This is a genomic window from Bradyrhizobium sp. SZCCHNS1022, assembly GCF_032484835.1.
In the GTDB taxonomy this organism is placed as follows: Bacteria; Pseudomonadota; Alphaproteobacteria; order Rhizobiales; family Xanthobacteraceae; genus Bradyrhizobium.
Genome location: NZ_JAUETT010000001.1, coordinates 1,316,809 through 1,342,549 on the forward strand (window position 1 = coordinate 1,316,809; position 25,741 = coordinate 1,342,549).

Sequence of the window (25,741 nt, forward strand, 5' to 3'; positions counted from 1 at the left end):
TTCCGGGTTGATCAGCCTTCCGGGCCGGCCGCCCGCGACATCGCCAGCAGTTGCACCGCCTGCGCGCGGATCGTTGCGGCGACGTCCTGGTCGAGCGCCGCGAGCCAGCGCCCAGGGATGGCCTCCAGCCCGTAGGTTGCGCCGGCCAGCATCCCGGCGATCGCGCCGGCGGTGTCGGCGTCGCCGCCCTGGTTGACCGTTTGCACGACGATTTCGGCGAAGGAATCCGCGCCGAAGTAATGATGCAGAACGGTCTGCATGGTGTCGACGATGAAGGCGGAGCATTGCCCAGGATAGGGCGTGAAGCGAAACGCGCGGTGCTTGCCGACAAGAGCCTCGGCCTCGTGCCGCACCGCGTCTTTTCCGCCGCCCTGCAGCAGGCCGTGCGTCATGCGCACCAGCGCGAGGCATGCGTCGTCGGAAAGCGGATGATGATGCGTGGCACGCGCCTGCGCCAGGGTCCACTCCTGGGCCTTGCCGGGCGCGCCCAAGGTCGCGAGCGCCACGGGCAGCACGCGCATGGCCGCGCCGTTGCCGGCGTCGCCCTCGGAGAAGGTGCCTTCAACGGTGCCGTGCGCGACATAACGGCGGATGCCGCGCCGGCAGGTGTTGCCCACATCCGCCGGCCCGCTCATCAGCCAGCTTGCAAATTCCTCGCAGACGTCACGGGCATCGAAACCAGCCTTGCGGATCAGGGAGCGGCCCAGGGCGAGCGACATGTCGGTGTCGTCGGTCACCTCTCCCGGCGCGAGCTTCAGCCAGCCGCCGCCGATGATCTCACGATGCACGCCGTACTGCGCGGCGATCTCGCTCCTGGTCATGAATTCGACGGTGGCCCCGAGCGCATCGCCGATCGCAAAGCCGAGATAGGCGGCGAGCGCGCGATCCTCGAGGTCAGTCGCGGTCATGCCGGCTTTCTCAGACATAGTCCACGCCGACGCGGAATTCGCCGCCGATCACCAGATACTCGCCTTCGCCCTTGAGCGGATGCGACGACAGCAGGCTGTTGAAGAACAGGATCTTGCACAACGGCACGCGCGCGGTGAGGATGGTGTCGCCGAAGCAGCCGGCAGTGTCGCGGTCGGACGAGAACGAGACCAGATTGTTCAGCCGTACCACCGCCTCGCGCCGCCCCGTCCGCTCCACGATCCAATGCTCGTCGAACGCGTTGACGCCGCGATACAGCGTCAGATGCGTCTGGCCCGGGAAAGCGAAGCGTCGGATCGCCCATTGACAGAACTCGAACAGCAGGTCGAGTTGCACCCAGATCGCGTTGTTGTGGAAGCGGCTCGACATCTTCTCTTCGACATAGCGCGTCCAGGCGCGGCTCGACACCCGCTCGATGATCTCCTTGTGGAAGGAGGGGCAGATGCCGAACCGGCTCTCGACCCAGCCCTTCAGCACGGCGCCCTCCGCCCCATTGCTGTCGAAGCTCCAGCCCTGGATCAGCCGCAAGAACGACGAACGAAAGCGCCGCTTGTCGGCGGCGGTCGCCGGGCGCTGCTCGGGATCGAGGCCGAACATCGCCATCATGTAGGCGGAGAACGCCTCGCCGGCTTCAGCGAGGTCGTCGGCCTGCGCCAGCATCGTAAACAGGTTCGCGTTCATCTCGACGACGCCCCAGATGTGCAGCGGCACCGGCGCGTCGTTGAAGGCACAACTCGCCAGCCACTCGGAGGGGCGTCCCACGAGATTGGTCGAATGGCCGATGGTGCGCCGCGGGCGCTGTCCTGCGTCGTTCATGACGTTCATGAAGACCATGATGAGGCTTCGCGCGGCGCCAGGAAAGCCCTGCGCCGCCTGTTCGCGCGCCCAATCCTGCGCGATACCGTCAGCTTTGGCGGTGCGGCTGCCGCCGGCTGCTTCCGCGCCCTACCGCTGCTGCGGCGTTCCGCACCCGGCGAGGGATGAGACCGCAGCTCCGGCGAACTACGTAAGGAACGCCCCCGAATGGCCCCTGGGCGCCGGTTTGCGTAAGTTTCGACTGCGGACAACGGCTTCGGTGCTCCGATGAACCATTCGATTTACACCGCCGATCGAGCGACCCATCTGAAGATCGTGATCATGGCTTTGGTGGCGGCAACTGCCGTTGCAGTCATCAGTATCTCGTTTCGCTCGGCGGACATCGCAGGCCGCGAGAGCGTTGCCGTCGTCGTGGCGGCGAAGGCGCCGGTGATGGCCAGCGCCGTTGCCGGCATCGCGCGCTGAGCCAAGCCGGCGCAGCGACAATTGATGGCGTCTGATCGGGAGCACTGGCATGGATCGCATGGTCGAGTTGAAGCATTTGATCGACGCCGACAAGCGGGTTGCGCAAGGCGCGCATCACATGGCTCGTCAAGAGCAGATCGTTGCGGAGCTGGATAGTCATGGCCACGACGCTACGTCGGCGCTGGCGCTATTGGATACGTTTCGCCGCTGCCAGGCCGGGCATGTGGCGCACCGCGACTCCATCTTGAGGGGATTGCAGCAACATGCACCGCAGCCCGCGCGCTCTACGATGCAGTAGCGCTGCCCGGGATTGACGCAGCGCAACCACGCCGACACAGGGACGGCCTATCAGCCATGGACCGCAATATCGTCTACAAGTGCCCGAGAACGGGGATGAACGTGCAGCATTGGCTCACGGACCTCCCGCCGGACCTCCCGCTGTGCGAGAGCGACCAGGCCTATGTTTCGATGCCGTGCCCAGCCTGCGGATCCCTGCATTTCGTCAATGGCAGCACCGGCAAGCTGCTGGTGCAAAGCGAGCCATCCGGTCGCGGTCCGGCGCGGCCGCGTCGTTCTCAGCGCACCACCTGATCGGTGACGTCTTCCACGTGATGCAGCAGGAAAACCAGCCGTCCTTCATCGTCGTGGATGGGCGTGTTCACCGGCTGCCAGTGTTTTTCGACGAACGCGCCGGCCGGACCGCGCACGTCGTAGCGCTGGATGGCCATCGCATGCGGGCGGCCGGTCTGGGCGACCGTCTTCAGTGACGTGTAGAGGTTGCTGACGCCGTCGGCGAGGGGCTCGTCCGGATTGTCCGGGAAGACCTCGAACAGCGATTTTCCGGCGATGTCCTCGCGCGTCGTGAAGGTCGCGGCGGCGTAGGCGGCGTTGATATCGACGATCTGCAGGCGCGGTCCGGGATCGAGCAGCATGTAGGGATGCGGCGAGCCGTCGAAGTCCGCGAGGAATTGCCGCCGGATCGAGGCTGCGTCGCCGGGCTCGGTCGGGCGTTGCCCGTGCAGCGATGGGGCCGCCCCGTCCTGATCCGCGTCGAGCAGCGCCAGCTCGCGCTTGGCGGTCGCCAGCAGCCGTCCCAGCGTCCCTTGCAGGGTCGGCTCGCTGGTTTCGCTCAAAAGCCGCTGAAAATGAGCGACGTTCTGCTCACAGATGAATCGTTTCATGATCCTGTAAAGCAAATGGCGCGGATGCGCTTACCGCGCTCCAACCCAATTCTATGCCAGGGCGGACCGTGTGGGAAGCCCGCCGGGTGCTTCAGAATGTCCGGATAGCGCGGCTCAGGTCTCCTTGACGGCCGATAAACCCATCCTCGCCCGAGCGAGCCAGATGCTGAGATCGGCCTTCGCGGGGGCTCTTTGCGGATGCGGCGGGCTAGGCGGCGTGCCGAGACGCGCCGGTGGCTGGGTGCCGACCAGATCGGCGGGGCCGGACTTCCGTCGGTTCGCGGCTCACGCGCTCGCTGCGTCGAGCCGCGCGACCTGGTCCTTGCTGAGCGCGAGCTTGGTTGCCGCGACCAGCGTGTCGACATGCTCCGGCTTGGTGGCGCTCGCGATCGGGGCAGTGACCGACGGCTTGGCCAAGAGCCAGGCCAGCGCGATCGAAGCTGGCTCGGCGCCGGTCTCCTTGGCGACCTCGTCGAGGCCGGCCAGGATGCGCATGCCGCGCGGGTTCATGTATTTGGCAACGCTACGCTCGCCGCGCGGGCTCTTGCCGAAATCGGCTTCCGAGCGATACTTGCCGGTCAGGAAGCCCGCAGCGAGTGAGAAGAAGGTGATGACGCCGACCCCGTTCTGTTCGCAGACGCGCTGCAGCGCGCCTTCGTAGGACGAGCGTTCGGCGAGGCTGTATTCCGGCTGCAGGCTTTCATAGCGCGGCAGGCCGTCGTTCTTGGCAATGTCGAGCGCGGCCTGCAGCCGCTCCGCGGAGAAGTTCGAGGCGCCGATCGCGCGCACCTTGCCGGCCTTGATCAGCTTGTCATAGGCCGCCAGGGTGTCTTCCTGCGGCGTCGTCTCGTCGTCCTTGTGCGACTGATAGAGATCGATCACGTCGGTCTGCAGCCGGCGCATGCTATCCTCGACCGCGCGGGCGATGTAGTCGGCCTTCAGCCCGACCTTGCCGTCGCCCATGTCCATGCCGACCTTGGTGGCGAGGATGATACGATCGCGGTTGCCGCGTAGCTTCATCCATTTGCCGATGATGGTCTCGGACTCGCCGCCGCTATGGCCCGGCACCCAGCGCGAATAGACGTCGGCGGTGTCCAGGAAGTTCAGCCCCGAGTCCAGCACCTTGTCGAGCAGGCGGAACGAGGCGGCCTCATCCACGGTCCAGCCGAACACGTTGCAGCCGAAGCAGAGGGGCGGAACGGTGAGGCCGGAACGGCCGAGCGGACGAAGCTTCATGGGCGCACTCGATTTCTGGCGTGGCGGGTGGGCGACGACGACGGGGCACAATGACCTTGTTCAAAAGGGCTGACCACCCCGGCAACGGCATGGCGGGACATCGCGGGACGTTGATCTGACGGGGGTGCGGACGGTTTCGCCACCCGCCTACGGAGGCGATACGAATCCGGGTGTCGGTGCTGTGTCGTCCTCTTCGGCTTCAAGGCACGCCGGTCACGTGTCGCGCGGTGGCCCGCCTTACCGCGCCTCCTTGGCCCGCTGCCGTCTTAGGAAATCGCTGTAGAGCTGCGCGGCCTGTTCGGGCGTGAGATTGACCTGAGCCTTGCGCTCCTGGAGGAACTTGCGGAATTCCGCCGGAGATCCTTGGATCTGCGGCGGCGATGGCTCCGTTCGCGCGCCGTCCAGCCATTCCTGCGCCGCCTTGAAGCGTATCAGTCCGGGGACTGTGGCCGACAGCACGGTGTCGCGCCATTTGGGATTGCGTGGCGGCGACTGCAGAATCTGGATCTTGTCGAACAGCGCGTTCACGAAACGCGCCGTGCGCCGGTAACGCTCGCTCTGCTCGGGCCAATTATAGACCATGAGCACGGTGGGCGCCGCGACGGTCTCGATCTTGATGCCCGGCGGCACCAGGTTCGGATATTGGTCGGACGTGAAGTTCGAGGGGAAGTAGATGTCCTGCAGCGAGCGGTCGTAGGGAACCGAAAGCAGATGCAGTCGGCCGCCGTCGTTCTTGACGCTCTTGATGATGGGCGCATCTCTCGACACGGAGGCGATCCAGGCGTCTCCCTGGCCGTCGATGAGCTTCTGCAGACCGCCGGTCGGATCGGTTTGCGAGTCGATGTCGGCCCGAATGCCGAAGCGTCTGAAGATCGCGCGCGCCGCCGGCAGGCCGATGCTGCGTTCGGCGAAAACACGCTTTCCCTCGAGATCCTGCAGGCTGCGGATTTCCGGCCGCGCGATGATATGAACCTCGTTGTAGAACAGCTTTGCGATGTAGCGCACGCGCTGGCCGAGGTCCGGGATGTTGTATTCGTTCTTCACATAGTCCAGTGCGTCGGTCGTGACGAAGCCCATGTCGATGTTCTTCAACATCACGATGTCGATGAGATTTTGCGCCGGGCCCCTGCCCAGGATCGGCAGCACGCGCAGATTCTCGCCGTCGTCGAGGACGGCGGCCATGTCGGAGCCCATCACCGACATCGGACCGCCGATCGGAGCGGTGATCACCGTCACGGTCCCGGAATTCAGCGCTTCCCGATCGGGCAAGGAGCCCATGGAAGGACCCACCGCTGGGGCGGCGGGGGCGACAGCGGCTGCGGGCGCGCGCTGCCGCAGTTGCTGGGCTTTGGCGCTGCCGGCCGGCATCGCAACGACGGTCGAGATGAGTGCGCAAACAACTACGCGCGCTGCACAATGCACCGAACGCTCCCCCAATTTTTCTTACTATGCACGCATGGTTCCATTGGAACCGGGCTGAAGTTTGGCTCAGGTTTGGCGAAGCCCGGATAGCGCCAAGCCCATGGCGGTATTGCGATGGTGGTGGTTCGTCGGCAGCGGTGTAATTGTGGGGCAGCGTAGCGAGCTGAAGTTGGGCGGGACCTCGATCCTTCCGTTGCTCCGGCCGTTCGTGTGCCGGCCTCGGTTTGCGCTATCAACTGCAGCAGATCGTGGGCGGGGTAGCGACCGCGCCCAAACACGTCCGAATTTGTCCGGAGTTCGTCCGCGGCCGCGTAACCCGCCATGTTCTTAATGAGATGGCGGGCTGCGCCTTGCTGGACTAACCAGGCTTACGAGCCGGGCGCGAGGGAAGCCAAGGCGTCGTCATCGTAATTCCCTCCCTCCTGGTCACTTCGCGACAGCGCTCCCCCGCGCGTCGGCCGGTGGCTGGACGTCGCGCTGGATCAACGGCGTAAGCAGGTGCTCAGCAAGGTAAAGGGACGCTCGAGGCCGCAGGTGCGCATTGTCGAAGCTCACGAGGCCTTCGCGCCGGTTGCGGTCGAGATAGATGAGGCAGCCTTCTGCGTTGCAGAAAAAGTCGAACAGGTTCTGGTATTCGAAAGGTTCGTTCGCCTGGAGCTCGCTTCGAAATGCCTTATCGATGCCGAGCGCGTGCTGGTCGAGATGCGTCGAAATTCGTGATGGGGTGAGCTGCCAATAATGCTGCATGACCACCTTGAAGAGAAACGGATCCCAGTGAGGTACCAGTCCGAGAACGATCACCCTCTTCACGCCGAACTGTCGGATTTCGCGCGACACCTGCCGCAGATATTCCGTGTCGAAGGCGTTGTTGAAGGAGATGACCACGACATCGGGGACGACCTGTCGTATCGTCGATAGCGCAAATGAGTTGGACTTTTCGCAGTAGTCGGTTTCCAGCTTCGTTACATCGATCGGGTGTGGACGGCACGCCGAAGCATAGGTGAGCAGCAAGGATACGTCGGACGGAAGCGTTTTCCGCAGGCCGTAAAAAAGATGTGCCGAATGGGAATCGCCCCACAGAAGCACGGTTCTGTGGGAGTGGCTGGTGTAGCAATCCGGGCTGATCGCGGCGCGGGGAACCCGCGTCGGCAGCGGACTCTCGAAGTTGTAGAAGTTGCACTGGTTTTGGTTGACATCCACCATCTCTTCGCGAGCCGGCGATGCGCCGTTGCGAAATGAATCGAAATAGGCTGCGTAGCTGTCGATATCGTCTGGATGAATGGTCCAGCCATAGATCATGGCCAGGGCGCCGACCCCCGCGAGCGTCGCCAACGTACCGCCCAGCAAGGGGACCGATCGCAAGGCGGATCGACCAGAACGAATCGGCTGTTCCAGAAACCTGTACGTGATCCAAGCCAATCCCACGCTGAGCACGACGACGCCGAAGCGGACCGGCGCGGAGCCAGCCCCGCCGAGCCAGGCGCGAGTAAAGACGAGCAGAGGCCAGTGCCAGAGATAGAGCGGGTAACTAATCAGCCCGACTCCGACCAGGATGGGATGCGCAAGAACATGCCGGGCTACCCAGCTGTAAGGTCCGGCGCCGACAAGGATGCAGGTGGCTATGACGGGCATCAGTGCAGCCCATCCCGGAAACGGAGTATTTTTTGAAATCAGGATCAGGCTCGCCGCCAATAGAACCAGCCCTGAAATTGCGAGCAGATCGGAAACGGGCATTCGAAGGCGGGCGTCAGGGATAAAGCCGAATGGCCGTTTGGTGTGTTGGGACGATGCGATCGCCACCAGGCCGCCTGCGAACAGCTCCCATGCTCGCGTGAGCGGCGAGTAGAAGGCCTCTGCCGGGTTGAGAGTCGTCGCTCTGATGTTAAGCAGAAACGATGCGATGAACAGCAGCCCCACGAGGTACGGCAGAGCGCGCTTCTTTGTCCGCCAACACAGCCATAAGAGGGCCGGCCAAACGATGTAATATTGCTCTTCGATACCCAGCGACCACAGGTGCAGCAACGGCTTCGTTTCCGCAGCCGCGTCGAAATAGTTCGCCTCCTTCCAGAACAACAGGTTCGCGGCAAATCCGGCGCTCGCAACGACCTGCTTGCCAAGCTCCTTGTATTCGTCGGTGTATAGAAACACGTAGCCGAGCAAGAGTGCCGTGAAGAGAACCAGGATCAGGGCCGGGAAAATGCGCCTGACGCGACGAGCGTAAAAGGTCGAAAGATGGAACGATCCGTTGGCGAGGTCCGCGACGATGATCGAGGTGATCAGAAATCCGGATATGACAAAGAAGATATCGACCCCAACGAATCCGCTGCGAAGCGCATGAGGGAAGGCGTGGAACAGGACGACTGAGATGACGGCAACGGCTCTAAGTCCGTCGATATCCGGCCTGTACGCCGTGCCATGGATCAGACTCGGTTTCGAATCGGCAACTGGCGCGTGCATGTGCTTTTCCCCAACGATCCGGTCGTGGTTTTAGCTTTTGCTCGCCCCGTCGGCAATCTATGCGCGAGGTTTTTTGCCGTTCGATCAGGAGGGGGCAGCCAAAGCAATCAGGGAGGATGGCCGCTTCGGAGCGACGTGGCGGCCCGCGGTGTTGCGATCCGCAACTCGTGCAATCATCCGCCCGACGGGCATGTTCCGCATGACCTCCCTGCGCAAACTGCCCGTCGTGCCAGTTTGCCGCACGCCCCTGGCCTTGCCGTGTCGGGCAAATCACAACGATGATCTCGGCCATCCCGCGGCGATGAAGAGGGACGTTTCGGCCGATCGTCACGAGGCGTAGCAGCGGGGAGCGGTGGACGCATCGGATTTGGGGCTTTGCATTTGCGGGCCGGCGAGCAAGTTCGATGCGGACGGTCAAGTCGCGTGGTCCTGACCTCCCGACGCTGAGGTCGCGCTGATGCGAAAGCAGCATGCGTAAACGGTGGCCAACAAGCCCGGCGCACCGGGGAGATCGCGAAGCAGCCGTTAAAACCATCGCGCAGGGAAGGCCGGGCTCGTCCGGCTGGACCTGTGGTACCTGCCGCCTGCATTTTTTCCGCAGGCGGGCCACGGGCCTCAGTCGAGGTCCGGCCTTCCCTGCGCCCTCTCGCATTTTCGAGGGCAGACGAACTGCACAACCCCGGGCGCTGATGCGCCGCGGGACCGCGCTTGTGCGCGTGTGCAGAGTTCGAGCGGCGCGTTGTCAGCACGGCCTTTTGAACCGGAGGAACCGATTGTCCGATTGTGGCTTGGTGGCAAGGCAGCTCTGATCTGCCGGAGCCGACGCGGGAGTGGGGACGGGATCGCGTCGAAGCGCCGTCACGCTCTAGGTTTGAATGAGCATGATCTTTTCGGAAAACGCTTCGCACCGTTCCGGATCATGCTCCAGCGAAGGAGGCATCCGCCATGTCCGACGACGAAGGCAAGCTGGAAGGTCCGGATCTCGCGCTCGGCGTGTCGTTGAGCGATTTCAAGAACGGCATGCTGCTCGGTCACGTGGACAAGGAGGCCGTGCTGCTGGTGCGCACGGGCTCCGACACTTTCGCGATCGACGCATTCTGCAGCCACTATCACGGCCCGCTCGCCGACGGCCTCGTCGTCGACGCCAGCGTCCGCTGCCCCTGGCATCACGCCTGCTTCGATTTGCGCACCGGCGAGGCGATGCGTGCCCCTGCGCTCTCGTCGCTGTCCGTCTGGCAGGTCGAACAGGCGGCCGACCGCGTTGTCGTGCGGCGTAAGCGCGATCACACAGGTCCGGCCAGGACGCCGCCGGCCGACGCACCGCGTCGCATCGTCATCATCGGCGGGGGCGCTGCAGGCTTTGCCGCGGCAGAGATGCTGCGCCGCGACGGTTACGGCGGCGAGATCACCATGCTCAGCAACGATGAGGCGCCGCCGGTGGATCGCCCGAACCTGTCCAAGGATTATCTGGCCGGCAAGGCGCCCGAGGATTGGGTGCCGCTCCGGCCGGATGATTTCTATTCCGAATTGAACATCGGTCTTCGGCTGCGCACACGGGTCGCGGCCATCGATGGGAAAGCGCGGCATGTGGTGCTTGGTGACGGCAAGACCGTGCCGTTTGACCGGCTGCTGCTCGCGACCGGCGCCGAGCCGGTCAAGCTGAAGATCCCGGGCGCGGACCAGCCGCATGTTCACATGCTGCGCACGCTGGCCGACTGTCGCGCGATCATCGCGGGTGCCGCAACGGCAAAGCGCGCCGTTGTGATCGGCGCCAGTTTCATCGGTCTCGAAGTTGCCGCCGCGCTGCGCGAACGTGACATCGAGGTGCATGTGATCGCGCCTGAGCGGCGGCCAATGGAGCGCATCCTAGGGCCTGACATGGGCGATTTCGTGCGTGCGCTCCACGAGGAGCATGGCGTCGTCTTTCATCTGCAGGATGGCGTGACGGAGATCGACGGCAGGCAGGTCAGCCTCAAGGGCGGAAGCACGCTCGAAGCCGACCTCGTCGTGGTCGGCATTGGCGTGAAGCCTCGCCTCGATCTGGCGGAGCAGGCCGGCCTCAAGGTCGATCGCGGCGTCATCGTCACCGCGAATCTCGAAACCAGTCTGCCGGGCATCTTTGCAGCGGGTGATATCGCACGCTGGCCCGACCGCTATTCCGGCGACAGCATCCGCGTCGAACATTGGGTAGTTGCCGAACGGCAGGGCCAGACCGCTGCTCGCAATATGCTCGGACTGAACGAGCCCTTCGACGCGGTGCCGTTCTTCTGGAGCCAGCATTACGACGTGCCGATCAACTATGTCGGTCACGCCGAGACATGGGACGAGATCGCGGTCGAGGGCGACATCAAGGCGAAGGACTGCGTGCTGCGCTACAAGCGCGCGGGCCGCGTGCTCGCGGTCGCCTCGATCTACCGCGACATCGACAGCCTCAAGGCCGAGCTGGAGATGGAGCAAAATCCGATACGGTAAATGGGGGCAAATGTGTGCGTGCCAATGCGCCAATGCGGAGGCTGCCGGTTGCCTCGGAAAAAGCTGGCTGGAAAGATCAAGCCTCAAGCCCGGGACGACAGCGGAGAATGCGATGCGCTCTTTCGGCGAGGCCGCCAGCCGTGACCCCAGCGCTACTTCCTGACTCGCACGCCCTTGGTCGTGAAGCGCTGTGGGCGCGGTTCAGGGCGCACGGGCCGTCGCGTGCCGGCGGCCTTGCCGGTGCCGGGCGGCTGGTGCGCGGGCACGAGTTGGTCGGGACGCGAGCCGATCAAGTCGCTGCGGCCCATCGCCTTCAGCGCCTCGCGCAGCACCGGCCAGTTGTCCGGGTCGTGATAGCGCAAGAAGGCCTTGTGAAGCCGCCGTTGCCGCAGGCCCTTGATCGCCTCGACCTTCTCGCTGCCGCCGCGCCGCACGCCGCGCAGCGGATTGACGCCGGTGTGATACATCGCGGTTGCCGTCGCCATCGGCGAGGGCAGGAAGGTCTGCACCTGGTCGGCGCGGTAGCGGTTCTTCTTGAGCCACAGCGCGAGGTTCATCATGTCCTCGTCGCTGGTGCCGGGATGCGCGGCGATGAAGTAGGGAATGAGATAATACTTCTTACCCGCCTGCTCTGCTGCGGCATCGAACATCCGCTTGAAGCGGTGATAGGCGCCGATGCCGGGCTTCATCATCTTGTCGAGCGGGCCGCGCTCGGTATGTTCCGGCGCGATTTTCAGATAGCCGCCGACGTGATGCGTCACCAGCTCCTTGATGTAGGCGGGGCTCTCGACCGCGAGATCGTAGCGCACGCCGGAGGCGACCATCACGCGCTTGACGCCCTTGACTTCGCGCACCTTGCGATAGAGCCGGATCAGGTCGTCATGCGAGGTGTTGAGGTTCGGGCAGATCTCGGGAAAGACGCAGCTTGGCCGCCGGCATGCGGCCTCGACCTTCGGGTCCTTGCACGCCATCCGGTACATGTTCGCGGTGGGGCCGCCGATGTCGGAGATGACGCCGGTGAAGCCCGGCGTCTTGTCGCGGATGCGTTCGATCTCCTGCAGGATGGAGCCTTCCGAGCGGCTCTGGATGATGCGGCCCTCATGCTCGGTGATGGAGCAGAAGGTGCAGCCGCCGAAGCAGCCGCGCATGATCGTCACCGAGAACCGGATCATCTCCCAGGCCGGGATCTTGGCATCGCCGTAGGACGGATGCGGCGCGCGGGCGTAGGGCAGATCGTAGACGGAGTCCATCTCCGCCATGGTCAGCGGGATCGGCGGTGGATTGAGCCACAAATCGCGATCGCCGTGGCGCTGGACCAGCGGCCGCGCATTGTGCGGATTGCTCTCCCGGTGCAGCACGCGCGAGGCGCGCGCATAGGCTTCGCGATCGGTTTCGACCTGCTGGCAGGACGGCAGCCGGATCACGACCTCGCCCTTCTGGCGCGCGGCGCCTTCGTCGGCGGAATCCAGATCGTCGGCATGCAGCTCGGTGGTATTTTCGGGCACGCGGCGGAACAGCGCGACGCCGCGGATATCGTTCAGCTCGCGCGGCGCTTCGCCGGCAGCGAGCCGGTGGGCCACCTCGACCACGGCGCGTTCGGCATTGCCGTAGAGCAGGAGATCCGCCTTGGCGTCGGCCAGCACCGAGCGGCGCACCTTGTCGGACCAGTAGTCGTAATGCGCGATCCGGCGCAGCGAAGCCTCGATGCCGCCGAGGATGATCGGCACATCCTTGAACGCCTCGCGGCAGCGCTGGGCGTAGACCAGCGTGCAGCGGTCCGGCCGCTTGCCGCCCTCGCCGTTCGGCGTATAGGCGTCGTCATGGCGCAGCCGTCGGTCCGCGGTGTAGCGGTTGACCATGGAGTCCATGTTGCCGCCGGTGACGCCGAAGAACACGCGGGGGCGGCCCAGCGCCTTGAACGGTTCGGCCGATTGCCAGTCCGGCTGGGCTATGATGCCGACGCGGAAGCCCTGCGCTTCGAGCAGGCGGCCGATGATCGCCATGCCGAAGGAGGGGTGGTCGATATAGGCATCGCCCGTCACCAGCACGATGTCGCAGGCGTCCCAGCCGAGCGCGTCCATCTCGGCGCGGCTCATCGGCAGGAACGGCGCCGGCTTCTTGGGGGCCGTCCGGTGGCGGGGCCAGGAACTCAGGGGGGCTGCGGTGAGGCTTTCCATTGTCCATGGATAAGACTCCGCACCTGCAAGTTCAACCGCGCGAGACGCCGCTTCGAAGGCCGCCGCGGCCGGAATGATCCGGCCTCAGTGCATCGCGTTCGCGGTCTGGGTCCTGTCCCTGAACCAACCCCAGGCCAGGAAGGCCACGAAGGCGCTCAGCGCGAGCGCCAGCGACACCGGAAAACGGGTCTCCTGGTCGCTTTCGGCGGTCGTGTCGGTCGTCTGCGGTGCAGAGGCGGCATCCGTCGCCGAGACTGCCCCGCTTTCCGGAAGGTCGCTGCGGGCGCTGTCGGCGACTCGGGCGCTCACGAGCGCCTGGACCGGAAGCGCTCGAGTCGCAAGCGCCTGGGCCGGAAAGCGGTCGGCGATCGGATTGGCCGGCGCCGGGGACGCAGCTTCGACGCGCGGCGTCTCCGTGGATTGCGGCGCTGCATCGCGCGGATTCGCATCGTTCGGCTTGGGAATTTGCGCGAACGAATTCAGGCCCAACCGGCGTGCCGCAGCCGCATGATGAAGCTTCCGCTCCAGCTTGCGCTCGTGAACGGCAGTCCGCGCTTGCGATTGAGGCAGGGCTCGCGCCTGCGACCGCAACTGGGGATGGGGCGGAAGGAATTTCGCCATCATCCGATCGGACCAGGACATATACGCTTTGCAGAGCTCGTTGCATGGCAATCCGTTGACAGTGGTCATCCCGGACGCATTCGGGGTCGCCGCATGCGAGGCGCCAAGTCCGGCGAGGGACACTGCGCAGCCGAGCAGCATGGTCACAGCGAGCCTTTGCGTCATCGATTGCAGGTGGCTCATCATCGCAATTCCCCCTTCGGTCGCTTCTCGCTTGTGGGAATAACGACAGCAGCACAGGTCGATTCTTGGATCAGATCGCGTCAATATCCGGATCAGATGCGGTCAAATTTTCGGAGCGGCCAGGGGCTACAGCGTCTGTTCAGCGATCTATTGCAGTGCAAGTCGAGGTCCGGCCGGAGATCAGATCGGCGCTTTCTCGCACTGGCTGAGCAAGGCATCGCGAGCTGCCGTGATGCGGCGGTAAAGCGCGCTGCTGCCGCCGCCATCCGGATGCGCCGTCTTGGCCTTCTGCCGAAACGCAGCCTTGATCTCAGAGGCTGTCAGCACGCCCTCGAGCGGCAGCGCCAGCGCTTCGCGGAATTCGCTGTCGTCATCGCCATTGGCCCGCTGCAGAAGCGCACGGCGCGCCTTCCGGGCCTCGCTGCGCAAGCCGGCCTGGTCCTCCCGCCACCGCTGGCGCGACATGACCAGGCAGGCGCCGAAGGCGATGCGGCCCTCCGTATCGAGTTCGTCGAGACTGAACGGCCCGACCACATCATAGGGCGGCGCGAGCCAGGCGCGCCGGCCATTTTCGCCGTGCTCGATCCGGCCGATCGTTGCCATGTCCACGACACCGAGCGAGCCGTTCCAGACCACCCATTGTGCCGTGTCGGTCACGCCGGCGCGCGGGCTGGCTTGGCCGGCCCGAGATCGACCTGGATCTCATCGCCTTCGATGCGGAGCTCGTAGGGATGCAGCACGTTGCGGACGATATGGGTGACGCATTTGCCGCTTCCGCCGTCGAAGCCCCAATGATGAATCGGGCAGGTGACGGTGGTGCCGTCGAAGCTCGCATCCGTCAGCGGCATGTCCGCGTGCGGGCAGCGTCCGCGATAGGCCTTGAGCTCGCCGCCGGCCGGCCAGACCAGCAGCACGCTCTTGCGGCCGACCTGAAACAGGCTCATGCCGCCTTCGCCCACGGCATTGGCAGGACAGACAGAGGTGAACGCCATCGCGTCGCCTTTCGACAGTTAAGCCTCTCGAACCGGTCATCACGCAAGTTTCGGACCAGCGAAAAAGCACGCCTTGCGGCGCTTCCTCGCGCCACAATGTCGGAAATGCGACGAGCCGGACGATGCGATATGCGCGGGAGCGCGAGGCGGCTTGTTCGGATCGCGATGGCGTGGGATGGAAGCGTGCGCTGCGCGTGCCGGATGCGTGGGCGTTCTTCACCCCGCATGAGGTCACGTTGACCATGTCCGTATCGCGTTTCTTGTTTGCTTTCGCAGCGCTGCTGGTCGCCTCTGCCGCCTTCGCCGCCGACAAGCCCGGTGAGATCAAGGGGACGATGCTGGAGCCCTCGCCCGACAATCTGGCGCTGACCTGGGCCAAGGCCAATCTGGTGCTGCCGGCCATGCTGGTCGGCGGGCGGCGCTGGGAGGGACACGCGGAAGAAGCGCCCGATGTGATCGGCATCGCGCCGCTCGTCATCGTGATGCACGGCTCCAGCGGCGTGGCGCCGGCCGTGAAGGAATTTCAGGTCTGGCTCGCTGACGAGCTCGGCGTCGCCTCGGTCGCGCCCGATAGCCTCGCGATTCCCGATCGGCTGACCTACACCTCGCCGGTCGACGTCGATACCTACGAGCGCGTGCATGCGCTGCGCCTCGCCGAACTCGATCACGCCGTGAAGGCCTCGCGCGAGTGGAGCTGGGTGGATCGGCTGCGCCTCGTTCTTGCCGGCACCAGCGAAGGCGCGGTGGCGGTCGGTCGTTACGCCGGCAAGGACGCCGCGGCGCGGTTGATCTATTCATGGTCGTGCGAGAGCAACTACTTCGTCACCGAGCCGCGGCTCGGCGTCGGCGCGAAGGAGCCGGTGTTGAACGCGATCGCGGCCCGTGATCCTTATTTCTCGGCCGCCAATCCCTGGAATAAGGACCGGAGCGTCACCGGCTCCTGTGGCGCGGCGCTGAAGGACGATCCGAAGGCGGAGGTCATGGTGATCGATGCGGACGTGCATACGATTCTGAACCGGCCCGAAGTGCGCGCGCGGACCGCCCAATTCCTGCGCGGCGTGTTGAATCCATGAGGTCGCGCGCATGATGCGGCATGTCCGAAGGGCGGGCAGGAGGCCGCACCGGTCGTCCGTATGAGTCGCCGATCCGGGACCCCGGTTCATCGTCCCAGATGATTTATTTTCAGCTTGAGTTGTTAGCTTGAACGCCGGCGCTTCGGAATAGACCAAAGTATCGAGCAGAATTTGCCGCCGGTGTCTGGGAAATCCCGCTGCAATGCCTAGCTCTCGCGCGCCGATATTGAACGGCGCGATCGCCCGATGGCGCGGGCTGCATCAGCAGCCGCGCTGACATCGCGCGACATTGGAGTTGTCATCATGGATCCTAACAGTCTGATCCAGCCGGCCCTCTGGGCCGCTGCCGTTATTGTGCTGCTTGCGCTGCTCAAGCTCTCCAACACTTTCTGCTACATTCCGAACAATCAGGTCGGCATCGTCGAGAAGCTCTGGACCTTCCGCGGTTCTGTCGCCGAAGGCTTTATCGCGCTGAACGGCGAGGCCGGTTACGAGCCCGAAGTGCTGCGTGGCGGCCTGCACCTGTTCTTCCCCTTCATGTACCGGATCCACCGCTCCGATCTCGTTACGGTCGGCCAGGGCAAGATCGCCTATGTGTTCGCGCGCGACGGCGCGCCGCTTGGCGCCTCGCAGGTGCTCGGCGCCAATGACGGCGAGGACAAGTCCGACTTCGAGGACGCGAGGCGCTTTCTGTCCGCTGGCGGCCAGAAGGGACCGCAGCGCAAGATCCTGCGTGAAGGCACCTATGCCATCAACACCACGCAGTTTGCGATCATCACCGATGAGCGGGTCTATGGTCACGCCCTGAGCGCACAGGAGCGCACGGTGCTCGACGGCATGCAGCTCACCATCGCCGAGCGTTGGGGCTTCACGCCGGTGATCCTTGCCGCCGATCACGATCTCGTCGGTGTCGTCACCGTGCATGATGGGCCGTCGTTGCCGCCCGGCGAGATCATCGCGCCGGAGGTCGGCATCGCGCTCGACGACGAGGCGACGTTTCACAACAACTACCAGGAGCCGGAGAAATTCCTCGCAGCCGGCGGCTATCGCGGGCGCCAGCTTCAGGTCATCGTCGAGGGGACTTGGTATATCAACCGGCTGTTCGCGACCGTCGAAGCCGTGCCGAAGACGGTCATCCCGGTCGGCAATGTCGGCGTCGTCATCTTCTACACGGGCCCGCGCACGGCGGACGTGTCAGGCGAGCAATATCGCCACGGCGAGCTTGTCTCCAATGGCAGTCGCGGCGTCTGGAAGGATCCGCTGCTGCCGGGCAAATATGCCTTCAACACCTACGCCGGTAAGATCGAGATCATCCCGACGGTCAATTTCATTCTGAAGTGGGTGCGCGGCGAAGTCGGCGCGATGAAGCTCGACGAGAACCTGTCGGAGATATCGCTGATTACCAAGGATGCGTTCGAGCCGACGCTGCCGCTCTCGGTCGTGATGCATATCGACTACAAGAAGGCGCCGATGATCATCCAGCGTTTCGGCGACGTGAAGAAGCTGGTCGAGCAGACGCTCGATCCCATGGTCAGCGCCTTCTTCAAGAACATCGCGCAGAAAATGACGTTGATCGAGCTGCTGCAGAACCGCGCCGCGATCCAGGAGGAATCCGCCTCCGTGATGAAGGTCAAGTTCGAGGCCTATTCGCTCGATCTGCAGGAGGTCCTGATCGGGACGCCGCGCGCCGCGCCCGGCGACCAGACTATCGAGAACATCCTGATCCAGCTGCGCATGCGCCAAGTCGCGCGCGAGCAGGTCGAGACCTTCCAGGAGCAGGAGAAGGCCGCGATCCAGGAGCGTACGCTGAACGAAGCCAAGGCGACGGCGGCGGCGCAATCGGCGCTGACTCAGTCGCTGATCCAGATCAAGGTCAATGAGAACGAAGGCGCGGCGGCACTCGCGCGGGCGCAGAAGGACGCCGAGACGCGCAAGGTCACGGCGGCCGCGGTCGGCGAGCAGTCGCGGCTGGAGGGCCAGGGCGAGGCCGATCGTGTGCTTGCGGTCGGAGCCGCCAACGCCCAGGCCACCAAGCTGTCGGTCGATGCCTATGGCGGCCCGGAGTTCCGCCTGGCCGAGCAGAACTTCGCCAAGTTCGCGGACGCGCTGACCCGGATCAACCAGCCCCTGGTGCCGCAGTTCCTGATGTCGGGCGGGCAGGGGCAGGAGACCGGCAGCGCCGGCCTGATCCCGACCGCGATGCTCAGCTCGATGTTCGGCCGCATGATGCCGGATGCGCTGGAGAGGTTGAAGGCCGAGGCGCCGCGGGCGGCGCGGTGAGCTGCGATGATCGATTGATCTTTAGCTAAGAACAAGGCGTGCATGTCGATACGACGTGCAAGCCTATCTTCCCGTCATGAAATCAGGGTGGGGATCCTGGAGCTGCGCCGGCGCGTTGGCGCGGCATCGTTTCCAAGGGCGCATCAACCTTCGAGCGTCGGAAGGCTCATAATGGGCGTCGCCAAAAAGACCTCTCGCAACATGTCTATTGATGATCGCGCGGTAGGACCCGTCGCGAGCGTGAGATCGCTTTCAGGAACGATCCGCTGATGGATCTCCGCGCTGCTCTTGATGCGATAGCGCGGGCTTTCCGAGCTGATCTCGGGTTCCGGCATCAAGCGTATGATTTCGTACGCGCCTGTCGCGGCCGCACGCATCAGGTTCGGCTTCAGTTCGACGAACTGGCCTACGTGGAACTCATGTCTCAAAGTGAAAGACCTTCTCTATTTCTTCTTGCTGGAGCCGAATGTCGGCTGCCACGCGCCGACCTTTTGGCTCGGCGCTGCGGCGATCGACTTGATCTTCTGCTTTTTTGGTTTCTTGGCTTCCCGATTGCCTCTCTGCTCGCCTTTGGCCATGTCGATGTCTCCTCACGTATGATGATGGGCAGGTGTTGAGGTCGGATTATCGTTGCCGGCCGTGCATCGAGAGCGATGGTGGACGCCAGGTCAGCGGGCTTCGAAAAGTGCTGCCGGGGTCGATATCATCACGGCATCGAATCGAATTCATCCGGCACCCGACCGGCGCGAAAGAACACCACGGGCTGATCGTCATAGTCACCGGTTTCGACGTCAGAGGATGTTGAAAAGGCGACCACTCCGGCCTTGGTCAGCGCGAGCTTTTCGGCGGTTCGACGCGCACCATCTTCCGAACGGCACACGATCGGCGCGCCAGCCTTCAATTGATCCCCTTTCGCAGGGTCGAAAGCTTGAACCAGGAAGTGCGTCTGGCGCGACATCGAGACTCCCTTTTCAGAACTGTGCGCCCTTTTTCGCCCAATAGCTAATCATTTGTTTGGATCGCGATCTGCATCCCGTAGGAGCGTGTTGGATGGCCACCGCCAAGTGGCTGAGAGAAAAGGAGTGGCTATTTGGCTTGAAAGCGCGCATGGTACGGCGATGCCCAGACATGTTGAGCTCGCAACGCCGGGAACGCAGGTTGATGATGACGCGTTCGCGACGGGAACCTCATCGATGGATGATGGTCTCGATCCCTCCGCCGGAATTGTCTGATGCCCATCATAGCGACGCCGCCACATGAATGAGCCGCCGATCGATCTCGACAAGCATCGCGGCATCGCCGCGCAGAAGGCGACTGATATCCGGCGCGTGCTTGCAGACGTTGAAGCGAACGCAAAGGTTCTACGGGACCAGCAAGCCGCGATCGAGGACCAACTTCTGTCCGCGCCTGCGACCTCGTGGGCGGAGGCGGCAGCAAAGGCGCGCTACGTGCTGAACCTGTATGCTGCAAGCCTTGCGGCCAATGATACCCACCATCGCGATCTGATCGCGGCCATCGTGGCGGACTTCGCCCGGCTTTCGGCGGTCCCTGGCTCCGACGACTGAACCCGCTGCCCCTGTGCTCGATGCCAAATCGAGCGCGCCACCGAAAGTATATCATGCAAAATCTCTCGCCGCGTCACGTCCAAACGGAGGAGGCGCTTCGTCTCGGTGTCGTTTCCGGTTGGTACGCGACCAAGGTCAGCGGCACCTTCGTGTCGGGCCCGCATGGGTCGTCGGCCGAATGTGTGCGCAGGATTGCCGAGATCGATCCACCGCCGGTCAAGAAGAAGACGAGAAGGCAGCCGGCATAGCGGCTTCGGAAGATCGCAGCCTTACACTTGACACGCTACGCGATGGCGATGATCTCGAGTTCTTGCTGCCCTGAGCCGACCACGTCCCCCACGGCCTTCCCCATCATGGACCTCGCCACCGGTGATACGAAGGAGATCGATCCGGCCTTCGGATCTGCTTCGTCTTCTCCCACGATGCGGTACGTCTGCACGCGGCCGTCGCCGCGGCTGAAGGTGACGGTGCTGCCGAAGGCGACCGTGTCGGTGGATGTCGGACTGGGAACAAGTTGGGCGGTTCGCAGCCGTGCCGAAAAGTAGCGCATATCGCGCAGCGGGACCGCGGCCTGACGCCGTCGCTCGTTCACGTCCTCGATTTTCTGCGCGGCGTCGTAAGCCTCGCGCGCCTCTCGAAGCTGCGCTTCCAGCGCCTTCAGCCCCGCCTCGGTGACCAGGTTCGGATGCGGCGAGATCGGGCGATCCGGAAGCAGCGTCTCGGACGCGGTCTCGGCACTTTCTTCCTTCGTGAAGGCGACGCTCAATCCTGAACTCCGTCTCAATGCATCGTGGGCGGCTTGTCCGCCCTATGCTGACGTAAGCCGCGGCGAACGACCTGCAAGGTCGCCAAGCTGACAATTCGCTGACATGGGCCGACAGGCTTCAGTCAGCGCCGATAAACCATGTTCGCGGCCGAAGGCCCGCCGGATCGGCCGGAGTGGGCCGAAGGTGAGACGCATGCGTAAACTCCTGATCGTGGTGGGGCCCTCGGAAAAGTCCCATCGACCGATGATGCCAGCCGGTCTTGCTGGTGCTGGCGAGGATCAGGACCGTCGTCCAACCGCTATTTCCACCCGAGGCGAGGCCAGCGTGGACAGGCGCCGGGCAGCTTCCCAACGACCGTTTCGGTGGGTGGTCAGTTTGGGCCGCTCGATGTCAGCAGCCCTCGCCGGGCTGAAGGACAGGATCGCAGGTCTGGCGGCCCATGCCCGACGACCCGTGCTCGAAGGGCCCGGCGTCCGGTTCCTGAGCACCTGCTCCAGGGCCGCTCCTTGGCATCGTCTAGCAAGCAACGGGCGGCGCTACCCGCCTGTTACGCGCATGCCACAGCCGGATGGAGATCTGCCGATCCGCGACGGAGTCTCGCTTCGAGATCGAGCCCGTTCGTTGCGCACCGGTCGCGCGGCGCGGCGGCGGCTGCGTCATCGTTGAGCTTGCACCAGCGCTCCATCAGTTCGCGGGCCTCCGACCAACGGGCGCCTGAGCAAACCCTCGAATGCCTTGTGGGCCCCTGTTGAACGTCTCGTAGAGGTCGTTCCGGTCGCCGGGCAGAAAGCCGCGGGTAAAATCCAGAGCCGGCGAGTGCCAATGAGCAGCCACGGCTGCATGCGAGCTCTGCATTGTCAAGGGGTTACGGGGCCGCCCCGCTGTGCCATCAGAGCCCCCATTCCGGGTCATGGACCGTCATCTGCCGGCTCGCGCGGGCTCCTCTCCCGCGCGAATGAGGAGTTTTTAACACGTCAATGTCGACCGTCGCCATCGAGACCTCTCCCGCCGTCCCGCTCAATCCACGCTCCCGCGTCATCCTGGCGAGCCTCGTCGGCACCACCATCGAGTTCTACGACTTCTACGTCTACGCCACCGCGGCCGTGCTGGTGTTCCCGCACCTGTTCTTCCCCGCCGGCAATGACACCACGGCGCTGCTCGCCTCCTTTGCCGTGTTCGGCGCGGCCATGATCGCGCGCCCGCTCGGCGCGGTATTCTTCGGCCATCTCGGCGACAAGCGCGGCCGCAAGATCACCCTCGTCGGCGCGCTGCTTACGATGGGCATCGCCACATTCCTGATCGGCGTGCTGCCGACCTTTCCGGTCGCCGGCTGGATCGCGCCGGCTCTGCTCGTCGTGCTCCGTCTCGCGCAAGGTTTTGCGCTCGGTGGCGAGTGGAGCGGTGCAGCGCTGGTCGCCACCGAGAACGCGCCCAAGGGCAAGCGCGCCATTTTCGGCACCTTCCCGCAACTCGGCGCGCCGATCGGCTTCATCATCGCCAACGGCCTGTTCCTAATCATCGCCGCGATGCTGCCGTCGGGCGATCCGTCGCGGCCGTCGCAGGCGTTCCTCGCCTGGGGCTGGCGCATCCCGTTCCTGTTCTCGGCCGTGATGGTCGTGGTGGGCCTGTGGGTGCGACTCAATCTGGTCGAAAGCAAAGCCTTCGAGAAGGCGGTGCGGACCGGGGCGGTGCACAAGCTGCCGCTCGCGGCCGCGTTGCGCACCTATTGGCGGGAGCTGATCCTCGGCACCTTCTACATGCTTGCGACCTATGTGCTGTTCTACCTGATGACCACGTTCTCGCTGTCCTACGGTCGCGCCGCGGTGAGCGCGCCGCTGCCGGGCCTCGGCTATGATTATCGCAGCTTCGTGCTGATGATGATCGTCGGCGTCGTGTTCTTCGGAATCTTCACCCTCGTGTCCGGCCCCTGGGCCGATCGTCACGGCCGCCGCAAGACCCTGATCGCCGTGACCTCGGCGATCGCGGTCTTCGGCCTGCTCTGGGTGCCGATGCTGAAGGCGGGTTTCGTCGGCGTAATGGCCTGGCTCGTCCTCGGCTTTGCGCTGATGGGCATGACCTTCGGCCCGATGGGCGCGCTGTTGCCGGAACTGTTTCCCGCCAATGTGCGCTATACCGGCTCGGGCATTTCCTACAATGTGTCGTCCATCCTTGGTGCTGCGGTCGCGCCGTTCATTGCGATCGCGCTATGGAGCGCCGGCGGCGGCTCCCCGTTCTTGGTCGGTCTTTATCTTTCCGCGATGGCCGTGTTGACGTTGATCGCGCTTCTGATCGGCAAGGAGACGCAGCACATCGACATCGACGCCTGACCAGACAAATTTCTCGCCTGATTCAGCGCGAGGTTACGTTTCAGATCCAGGGCTGTTTCGGCCGGCACGGGCAGGCATGTCATGGATCATCAGGCGTTCAAGCAATCCGCATCCGGCGCGGACACCGGCCGGCGTCCGCGCATCGCCTTTCTCGACATCTTGAAGCCGCAGGAGCTCTCGTTCCTGCGCGACATCATCGCCTATCTTGCGCCTGACCACGACATCCGCTTCCTGCATTCTCGCAACGAGCGCGAACTGCTCGAGGCGATCGCCTGGGCCGATATCGTCTGGCTGGAATGGTGTCTGGAGCATGCGGTCTGGGCCACCAACCGCGTCGACATGCGCGCGCAGGCCAAGAAAGTCATCGTTCGGCTGCATTCGACCGAGGTGATCGACGGCCGCTTTCCGCACCAGGTGAAATGGGAGGCGGTCGATCATCTTATCTTCGTCAGCGAGGATATCCGCGACGAACTGTTCAAGCAGCTGCCTGACCTGCCGAAGCACGTCAGCCACTCGGTGATCTCAAACGGCATCGATTGCAATCGCTTTGCGCCTGGGCCGGATGCAGGCGATCCCTTTCGCATCGCCTGGGTCGGCGATGTCGCGATGAAGAAGAATCCGATGCTGGCGCTGCAGATCCTGCGCCGCCTGGTCGATATCGATCCGCGTTATCACCTCCATGTGGCGGGCGAGGTCAGCTGCGCGCGCACGGCGCGCTACCTGGATCATCTGATCGGCGCGATGGACCTCAGCCGGTCCATCAGCTTCTACGGGCGGGTCGCCGATATCGAGCATTGGTACCGCGACAAGGGCGTGCTGCTCTCCACCACGCTCTATGAAAGCTTTGGCATGAACATCGGCGAAGCGATGGCGAGCGGTTGCTGGCCGGTGGTGCACGACTATCCCGGCGCCGCCAAGACCTGGCCTCAAGACGCGCTGTTCGCCAGCGTCGATCAGGCCGTCGCGCGCATTCTACAAGCCCAATCCAACGCTTATCGGTCGTTCGTCGTCGAGCGCTATTCGGTCTCGCGCCAGGAGCGGGCCGTCCGCGGGCTGCTCGGCGCGCTCGACAGATCGGCGGCGTTCGACCCGCGCGCCTATTGGGAGCAGCGGCATGTTTCGTTCAAGGGTTCGATCCGCAGCGTCGGTCATATCGGCCTGAGCGACGGACAGAATCAGGCGGATTATGCTGCTAATGCCGAGCGTCTGCGCGGGGCACTGCTTGAGAAATTCCCCGAGCCGAACGGCAAGCTCCTGCTCGATGCCGGCTGCGGCATCGGTCTCGTCTCTGCGCTCTGTGCCGCCCTCGGCTTCGACGTGATCGGAGTCGATTTCTCCGAGACCGCGATCGGAGAAGCCCGCATTCGTGTGCCGAACGGCACGTTCATCGCGGGCGCCTTCGACCAGGTCGCGGTGCCGCCGGTCGACGTCGCCATCTGCATGGACGTGTTCTTCCACATCGTCGATGACGAATTATGGGCGCGCGGCCTCAAGGCGCTCGCAAGCGCGTTGAGGCCCGGCGGTCGGCTGCTGGTTCTTGAGCATTTCCCGGACACACCGAGCGCTGCCCGGCATGTGCGCTGGCGCTCGCTCGATGCCTATCGCAATGCTGCCGCCGTGCTCGGTCTCACCTTGAGCGCAGTCGATACTTATCATCTGCAGCAGATCGGCGCCGACAAGACCCTGCTCGTGTTCGACAAGGCCGTCGCTGAGGTGGCGATGAAGGCTCCTGCGCTCGCGCCCGAGGCGGGCGATAACTTCGCCCCCATGATGCTTGCGAATTAGGTCATCCCATGCCGCGCGTCTCCGTCATCACCCGCACCAAGGACCGCCTGGTCTTCCTGGCGCGCAGCCTGCTCAGCGTACAGCAGCAGCATTTTCAGGATTGGGAGATCGTCATCGTCAATGACGGCGGCGATGCCGAGGCGCTGGACGGTCTGCTCACCCAGATTCCCGAAGGGGTGCGCAACCGCGTCTCGGTGATCCATCACGCCGAGTCCAAGGGGCGCTGGGCCGCAGCCAACGCCGGGGTTCGGGCCGCTCGCGGCGAACTCCTCGTCGTTCACGACGACGACGACAGTTGGCATGAGAGTTTTCTGCCGACCATGGTCGCCGCGCTCGATCGCCAGCCGGCGTCGGTCGCCGGCGTGGTCTGCCATACTCAATGTATCGACGAAGTCGTGCTCGATGGCACCATCACGCGCGAGGGTGTGCGTCCGTTTAATCATTGGATGCGCAATGTGACGCTGTTCCGGATGGCGTCGCGGAATTTCGTTCCGCCGATTTCGTTCCTGTACCGGGCCGGCGTGCACCAGACGGTGGGTCTCTATCGCGAGGAGCTTCCCGTTCTCGGCGATTGGGACTTCTACATGCGCCTGCTATCGCAGTTCGACATCCAGGTCGTGCCGCGCGTTCTCGCCAATTATCATTTGCGCCCTGCCGATGTTGGCGAGCAGTTCGGTAATTCGGTGAAGGCGGGATTACAGAGCCACATAGAGGTTGAAGCGCGCATCCTCAATGCCTTGCTGCGCCAGGATCTGGCGGCAGGCAGGGTCGGGCTCGGGACCATCGCCAACCTGGCTTACGACCTCCGCGAGTTGAGGGAGAACTCGTCGGCGACGATCGGCGGCCTCGCCGAGCTTGCACAGGGGGTGCGCCTTCGCGCGGCGGGTTGACCCGGAGTCCCAGAGCGGGGCCTCTGTTGCCAGGCAGAACGAACGCCGAGACCGGGTCTATTGCCGGTCGAACCAGAACGTGTCATCCGATGACGGACGCCAAAT

The 25,741-nt window shown here is 64.2% G+C and carries 25 protein-coding genes; 11 read left to right on the forward strand and 14 right to left on the reverse strand.

Annotation, left to right across the window (positions count from 1 at the left end; translation table 11 throughout):
• Positions 1-11: 11 nt before the first annotated feature.
• Both draG and QX071_RS05925 read right to left on the reverse strand, forming a co-directional pair.
• Positions 12-908 carry an ADP-ribosyl-[dinitrogen reductase] hydrolase gene (gene draG / locus QX071_RS05920; RefSeq protein ID WP_315701821.1) on the reverse strand — a complete coding sequence of 299 codons (897 nt, stop codon included), beginning with the start codon at positions 906-908 and terminating at the stop codon, positions 12-14.
• A gap of 10 nt (positions 909-918) precedes the next feature.
• A complete protein-coding gene (locus QX071_RS05925; RefSeq protein WP_315701820.1) occupies positions 919-1,761 on the reverse strand; it encodes an NAD(+)--dinitrogen-reductase ADP-D-ribosyltransferase in 843 nt (280 codons plus the stop codon).
• 249 nt (positions 1,762-2,010) lie between these two features.
• Here QX071_RS05925 and QX071_RS05930 point away from each other — a divergent pair, with 249 nt between their 5' ends.
• The 3 genes from QX071_RS05930 to QX071_RS05940 are packed head-to-tail and all read left to right on the forward strand — an operon-like array spanning position 2,011 to position 2,799.
• Complete coding sequence (locus QX071_RS05930) at positions 2,011-2,208, forward strand: hypothetical protein (RefSeq protein WP_315701819.1); 198 nt, start codon at positions 2,011-2,013, stop codon at positions 2,206-2,208.
• Between the two features lie 49 nt (positions 2,209-2,257).
• Positions 2,258-2,506 carry a hypothetical protein gene (locus QX071_RS05935; protein WP_315701818.1) on the forward strand — a complete coding sequence of 83 codons (249 nt, stop codon included), beginning with the start codon at positions 2,258-2,260 and terminating at the stop codon, positions 2,504-2,506.
• A gap of 56 nt (positions 2,507-2,562) precedes the next feature.
• Positions 2,563-2,799: a hypothetical protein gene (locus QX071_RS05940; RefSeq protein WP_315701817.1), complete on the forward strand. Its 237-nt coding sequence runs from the start codon at positions 2,563-2,565 to the stop codon at positions 2,797-2,799.
• Here QX071_RS05940 and QX071_RS05945 read toward each other — a convergent pair.
• The 4 genes from QX071_RS05945 to QX071_RS05960 form a co-directional block, all read right to left on the reverse strand.
• Positions 2,784-3,341, reverse strand: coding sequence for a PAS domain-containing protein (locus QX071_RS05945; RefSeq protein ID WP_315701816.1), 558 nt, complete (start codon positions 3,339-3,341; stop codon positions 2,784-2,786). The two genes, QX071_RS05940 and QX071_RS05945, sit on opposite strands and share 16 nt — an antisense overlap.
• 333 nt (positions 3,342-3,674) lie before the next feature.
• A complete protein-coding gene (locus tag QX071_RS05950; protein ID WP_315701815.1) occupies positions 3,675-4,625 on the reverse strand; it encodes an aldo/keto reductase in 951 nt (316 codons plus the stop codon).
• Positions 4,626-4,862: 237 nt separating this feature from the next.
• The gene (locus tag QX071_RS05955; protein WP_409977529.1) at positions 4,863-5,993 is read right to left on the reverse strand and encodes a TAXI family TRAP transporter solute-binding subunit; all 1,131 of its coding nucleotides are present in this window, start codon (positions 5,991-5,993) and stop codon (positions 4,863-4,865) included.
• A gap of 480 nt (positions 5,994-6,473) precedes the next feature.
• Positions 6,474-8,504, reverse strand: coding sequence for an acyltransferase family protein (locus QX071_RS05960; protein WP_315701813.1), 2,031 nt, complete (start codon positions 8,502-8,504; stop codon positions 6,474-6,476).
• A gap of 945 nt (positions 8,505-9,449) precedes the next feature.
• Between QX071_RS05960 and QX071_RS05965 the strand changes: the two genes are divergently transcribed.
• The gene (locus QX071_RS05965; protein ID WP_315701812.1) at positions 9,450-10,976 is read left to right on the forward strand and encodes an FAD-dependent oxidoreductase; all 1,527 of its coding nucleotides are present in this window, start codon (positions 9,450-9,452) and stop codon (positions 10,974-10,976) included.
• A 152-nt stretch (positions 10,977-11,128) separates the two neighbouring features.
• On the opposite strand, the gene QX071_RS05970 is transcribed toward QX071_RS05965, so the two are convergent.
• The 4 genes from QX071_RS05970 to QX071_RS05985 all read right to left on the reverse strand — a co-directional run bounded on the left by QX071_RS05970 (position 11,129) and on the right by QX071_RS05985 (position 14,949).
• Positions 11,129-13,153, reverse strand: a complete 2,025-nt coding sequence (locus QX071_RS05970; RefSeq protein WP_315701811.1) for a YgiQ family radical SAM protein — start codon at positions 13,151-13,153, stop codon at positions 11,129-11,131.
• 84 nt (positions 13,154-13,237) lie between these two features.
• On the reverse strand, positions 13,238-13,957 hold the full coding sequence (locus QX071_RS05975; protein ID WP_315701810.1) for a hypothetical protein: 720 nt from the start codon (positions 13,955-13,957) through the stop codon (positions 13,238-13,240).
• A 180-nt stretch (positions 13,958-14,137) separates the two neighbouring features.
• A complete protein-coding gene (locus QX071_RS05980) occupies positions 14,138-14,614 on the reverse strand; it encodes a J domain-containing protein (protein WP_315701809.1) in 477 nt (158 codons plus the stop codon).
• Positions 14,611-14,949 carry a Rieske 2Fe-2S domain-containing protein gene (locus QX071_RS05985; protein ID WP_315701808.1) on the reverse strand — a complete coding sequence of 113 codons (339 nt, stop codon included), beginning with the start codon at positions 14,947-14,949 and terminating at the stop codon, positions 14,611-14,613. The genes QX071_RS05980 and QX071_RS05985 overlap by 4 nt, the downstream gene beginning before the upstream one ends.
• Before the next feature lie 242 nt (positions 14,950-15,191).
• Here QX071_RS05985 and QX071_RS05990 point away from each other — a divergent pair, with 242 nt between their 5' ends.
• Together QX071_RS05990 and QX071_RS05995 are read left to right on the forward strand one after the other, a co-directional pair.
• A complete protein-coding gene (locus QX071_RS05990; RefSeq protein WP_315703112.1) occupies positions 15,192-16,022 on the forward strand; it encodes a hypothetical protein in 831 nt (276 codons plus the stop codon).
• Between the two features lie 303 nt (positions 16,023-16,325).
• A complete protein-coding gene (locus QX071_RS05995; RefSeq protein WP_315701807.1) occupies positions 16,326-18,302 on the forward strand; it encodes an SPFH domain-containing protein in 1,977 nt (658 codons plus the stop codon).
• A gap of 143 nt (positions 18,303-18,445) precedes the next feature.
• Here the strand turns inward: QX071_RS05995 and QX071_RS06000 are convergent, their stop codons facing one another.
• The 3 genes from QX071_RS06000 to QX071_RS06010 all read right to left on the reverse strand — a co-directional run bounded on the left by QX071_RS06000 (position 18,446) and on the right by QX071_RS06010 (position 19,260).
• Positions 18,446-18,730: a hypothetical protein gene (locus QX071_RS06000; protein ID WP_315701806.1), complete on the reverse strand. Its 285-nt coding sequence runs from the start codon at positions 18,728-18,730 to the stop codon at positions 18,446-18,448.
• A 15-nt stretch (positions 18,731-18,745) separates the two neighbouring features.
• The gene (locus QX071_RS06005) at positions 18,746-18,880 is read right to left on the reverse strand and encodes a hypothetical protein (protein WP_315701805.1); all 135 of its coding nucleotides are present in this window, start codon (positions 18,878-18,880) and stop codon (positions 18,746-18,748) included.
• A 128-nt stretch (positions 18,881-19,008) separates the two neighbouring features.
• Positions 19,009-19,260, reverse strand: a complete 252-nt coding sequence (locus QX071_RS06010; protein ID WP_315701804.1) for a hypothetical protein — start codon at positions 19,258-19,260, stop codon at positions 19,009-19,011.
• Between the two features lie 298 nt (positions 19,261-19,558).
• Between QX071_RS06010 and QX071_RS06015 the strand changes: the two genes are divergently transcribed.
• Both QX071_RS06015 and QX071_RS06020 read left to right on the forward strand, forming a co-directional pair.
• Positions 19,559-19,867 (forward strand): hypothetical protein, encoded by a 309-nt coding sequence (locus QX071_RS06015; RefSeq protein WP_315701803.1) that lies wholly within the window; start codon positions 19,559-19,561, stop codon positions 19,865-19,867.
• A 53-nt stretch (positions 19,868-19,920) separates the two neighbouring features.
• Entirely contained in the window at positions 19,921-20,115 is a 195-nt protein-coding gene (locus QX071_RS06020; RefSeq protein WP_315701802.1) for a hypothetical protein, read from the forward strand.
• Positions 20,116-20,150: 35 nt separating this feature from the next.
• Here the strand turns inward: QX071_RS06020 and greA are convergent, their stop codons facing one another.
• Complete coding sequence (gene greA, locus QX071_RS06025) at positions 20,151-20,633, reverse strand: transcription elongation factor GreA (protein WP_315701801.1); 483 nt, start codon at positions 20,631-20,633, stop codon at positions 20,151-20,153.
• A 978-nt stretch (positions 20,634-21,611) separates the two neighbouring features.
• On the opposite strand from greA, the gene QX071_RS06030 reads away from it, so the two are divergent.
• The 3 genes from QX071_RS06030 to QX071_RS06040 all read left to right on the forward strand — a co-directional run bounded on the left by QX071_RS06030 (position 21,612) and on the right by QX071_RS06040 (position 25,636).
• Positions 21,612-22,961 carry an MFS transporter gene (locus QX071_RS06030; RefSeq protein ID WP_315701800.1) on the forward strand — a complete coding sequence of 450 codons (1,350 nt, stop codon included), beginning with the start codon at positions 21,612-21,614 and terminating at the stop codon, positions 22,959-22,961.
• 81 nt (positions 22,962-23,042) lie between these two features.
• A complete protein-coding gene (locus tag QX071_RS06035) occupies positions 23,043-24,746 on the forward strand; it encodes a glycosyltransferase (RefSeq protein ID WP_315701799.1) in 1,704 nt (567 codons plus the stop codon).
• 8 nt (positions 24,747-24,754) lie between these two features.
• A complete protein-coding gene (locus tag QX071_RS06040; protein WP_315701798.1) occupies positions 24,755-25,636 on the forward strand; it encodes a glycosyltransferase family 2 protein in 882 nt (293 codons plus the stop codon).
• The last annotated feature ends 105 nt before the right edge of the window (positions 25,637-25,741 follow it).